At 65.3% G+C, this 3,312-nt stretch carries 4 protein-coding genes; 1 reads left to right on the top strand and 3 read right to left on the bottom strand.

Annotated elements, in window-relative coordinates; all coding sequences use genetic code 11:
- A partial coding sequence (locus ACKODO_RS09780; RefSeq protein WP_408983255.1) for a YccF domain-containing protein occupies positions 1-108 on the top strand: 108 nt, incomplete at its 5' end.
- A 10-nt stretch (positions 109-118) separates the two neighbouring features.
- Here the strand turns inward: ACKODO_RS09780 and uxuA are convergent.
- From uxuA to ACKODO_RS09795, 3 genes are all read right to left on the bottom strand, one after another.
- Entirely contained in the window at positions 119-1,318 is a 1,200-nt protein-coding gene (gene uxuA, locus ACKODO_RS09785) for a mannonate dehydratase (protein ID WP_408983252.1), read from the bottom strand.
- Between the two features lie 10 nt (positions 1,319-1,328).
- Positions 1,329-2,369 carry an L-idonate 5-dehydrogenase gene (locus ACKODO_RS09790; protein ID WP_408983253.1) on the bottom strand — a complete coding sequence of 347 codons (1,041 nt, stop codon included), beginning with the start codon at positions 2,367-2,369 and terminating at the stop codon, positions 1,329-1,331.
- On the bottom strand, positions 2,366-3,312 hold a 947-nt coding region (locus tag ACKODO_RS09795), incomplete at its 5' end, for a TRAP transporter large permease (protein WP_408983254.1). The genes ACKODO_RS09790 and ACKODO_RS09795, both read right to left, overlap by 4 nt.

Raw genomic sequence — 3,312 nt, forward strand, 5'->3', positions numbered from 1 at the left:
GGCATCCCCTTCGCCTGGGCGCATCTGAAGCTCGCAGGGCTCGCCCTCTGGCCCGTCGGCAAGATGATCGTGCCGAGCGATCAGGCGATGCGCCCGCGCCGCGTCTGACGCCCCTCGATTACTGCACGCGGCCGGCGCGGAACGCGTCGACCGTGCGCATCACGCCGCGCAGTTCCGCGAGCCCGCGCAAGCGCCCGATCAAAGGATAGCCAGGGTGAGTCTTGCGACCCACGTCTTCCAGCAATTCATGGCCATGGTCGGGCCGGAAGGGAATGCGCCAGTCTTCGCGCCCCTCATCCTTCCGCCTGTGCTGCTCGGCCAGCAGCGCCTGCATCAGCGCGACCATGTTGGTATCTCCGCCAAGGTGCTCCGCTTCCATGAAGGAGCCGTCGGCGTCCTTCGCCACGTTCCTGAGATGCGCGAAATGGATGAGCGGTGCAAACCGCCTGGCCAGCGCCGGCACATCGTTCATCGGTCCGGCCCCCAGCGAGCCCGAGCAGAAAGTGACGCCATTGGCCTGCGAGGGCACCGCACCGGTGATGAAGGCCAGATCCTTGCCATTGGAAACGATGCGCGGCAGGCCGAAGAGCGAGCGGGGCGGATCATCCGGATGCACCGCGAACCGCATTCCCAGTTCCTCCGCGAGAGGGATGACCTCGCGCAGGAAACGCGCGAAATGCGCGCGGAGTTCCTCCCGCCCGATGCCCTTGTAGCGATCGAGGATGCGGCGGAAGCCGGGAATGTCGTAGCGCTCGTAAGCGCCGGGCAGGCCTGCATTGATGTTGACGAGAAGCGCTGATTTCTCGCTCTCGCTGGCAGCATCATGCCATGTCCTGGCCTCAGCGATCAGTTCCGGCGCGTGGTCAGCCTCCGCGTTCGGGCGCTGAAGCATGAAGCAATCGAAGGCGCAGAACTTCACGGCATCGAACCGGAGGGCACGCCCGCCACCAGCGATGGGGTAGGCGAGATCGGTGCGCGTCCAGTCGAGGATCGGCATGAAATTGTAGCAGATCGTGCGGATGCCGCAGGCCGCGAGGTTCCACATCGATTGCCGGTAGGCATCGAAATGCTGGTCGAGCGGCCCTTGACCCAGCTTGATATCCTCGTGCAGCGGCAGGCTTTCCACCACGTTCCAGCGCAAGCCGAGGCCCGGCTCGGCCGCGATCAGCGCCTTCCGCTTTTCGATTTCCTCCACGCTCCAGACCACGCCATAGGGGATGTGATGGAGCGCCGTGACGATGCCGGTGGCGCCCGCCTGCCGGATTTGCGGCAGCGTGATGGGGTCGTCGGGGCCAAACCAGCGCCAGCTCTGTTCCATGGATATGCCTTCAGATGTTGGCCGTGAGGATGACCTTGACCTGCCGGCTGCGATCAAACGCAAGCCGCAGGCCCCGAGGCGCCTCGCTCAACGGCAGTTCGGCGGTGATCAGGTTTTCGACCGGCACCTTGCCTTCGGAAATCAGACGGACGGCATCCATGAATTCCGTGCCGAAGCGGAACGTGCCACGCAGGTCGATTTCCTTCGACATGACCTGATTGGCGGGAAAGGGGATGTCGCCGGAGGGTTGATTGCCAATCTGCACAACGATGCCTCCCTTTTTCGCCGCACCGATGGCCGAGGCAAGGCCCTGGGGGGAACCGCTGGCCTCGAAGACGACATCGCAGAACGCGCCCTTGCGCTTCAGCGCCTCGGGATCGGCCGAGAGATCGAAGGTTTCCTGCGCGCCAAGTTGCGCCGCGAGCGCCAGCGGAGCAGCGGCGAGATCGGCCACCGCGAGGCTTCCCGCACCGGCGGCTTTCGCGCCAAGCAGCGTGAGAAGGCCGATGGGCCCCGCCCCGATCACCAGCGTCGAGCGCCCCTTGAGGTCACCGCCGCGCTTCACCGCGTGAAGGCAGACGGCCAACGGCTCGGCGAGGGCCGCCGCGCGGAAACTCACATGGTCGGGAATGGGCACGCATTGCGCGGGGATCGCATCGAACAGCGTCGCGAAGCCGCCCTGCATATGCGGGGTCTTCGAGGCCGAGCCCATGAAGTAGATGTTCTCGCAATGGTTCTCGCGGCCCGCCTGGCAGGCCGGGCAGGTGCCGCACCAGCGCGAGGGGTTCACGGCCACGCGCTGGCCCAGTTTCAGGCCCGTCTCGGCATGGATCGCGACCACCGTCCCGGCGATCTCGTGGCCGAGAACCAGCGGCGCGGTCATCCGGAAATCGCCGGAGCGGGCGTGGCGGAAATAGTGCATGTCCGAGCCGCAGATGCCCGCGGCACCGAATTCCACGCGCACCATGCCGGAGGCGAGCGGGCCGATGTCGCGCTCGACATAGCGCAGGTCCTCGGGCCCGAAGAGGGTGGCGGCGAAGGCCGTGCTCATTTGATCATCCCGAGATAGCGCGGCAGCCACAGGCTGATATCCGGGATGAAGGTGATGAGCAGCAGGGCCGCGAAAAGCGGTGCCAGCCAGGGCAGGATCGCCATGGTCGTGCGCTCGACCGAGAGCTTCGCCACGCGGCTGAGCACGAAGAGCACCATGCCGAGCGGTGGATGCAGGAGCCCGATCATCAGGTTCAGCACCATGATCAGCCCGAAATGCACGGGATCGATGCCCATCTTCAGCACGATCGGCAGCAGGATGGGCACGAGGATGGTGATCGCCGCGATGGTGTCGAGGAAGCAGCCGACAAAGAGCATCAGCAGGTTCACGAGGATCAGGAACACCCACTTGTTGTCGGTGATCGCGAAGATCAGCCCCGACAGAGCCTGCGCCGCCTGCGATACCGTGAGGAGCCAGGCGAAGATGGAGGCGGCCGTGACGATGAACAGCACCGAAGCCGTGGTTTCAATCGTGTCGAAGGTCGCCTTCGCGAGGCTGCGCATGGTCATCGACCGATAGCGCACGAGCCCGAGGAAGAGCGACCACATGACCGCGGCCACGGCCGCTTCCGTGGGGGTGAACCAGCCCAGCACCATGCCGCCGATCAGGATGACCGGCGTCATCAGCGCCATCACGGCGGAAAACTTGAAGATGTAATCGAGCAGCAGCACCACGCCGAGTGCGCTGAAAATCGCCCCGTTCTGCGACATCCCGGCATATTCCAGCCCTATCACGGCCGCGGGGAACATGAAGACCACCGCGACCTCGATCATCGCGCCGCCGATTTTCGCGAGCGCGAAGGGCGCATCCGATCCCCAGCCCCGCATGCGGGCGAAGACCGCGACCGTCGCCATCATCAGCAGTGTCATCAGCGCGCCGGGCAGGATGCCCGCGAGGAAAAGCGAGCCGATCGAGACATTCGCCATCATCCCGTAGATGACGA

The sequence above is a fragment of the Rhabdaerophilum sp. genome, assembly GCF_046092605.1.
GTDB lineage: Bacteria > Pseudomonadota > Alphaproteobacteria > Rhizobiales > Beijerinckiaceae > Rhabdaerophilum.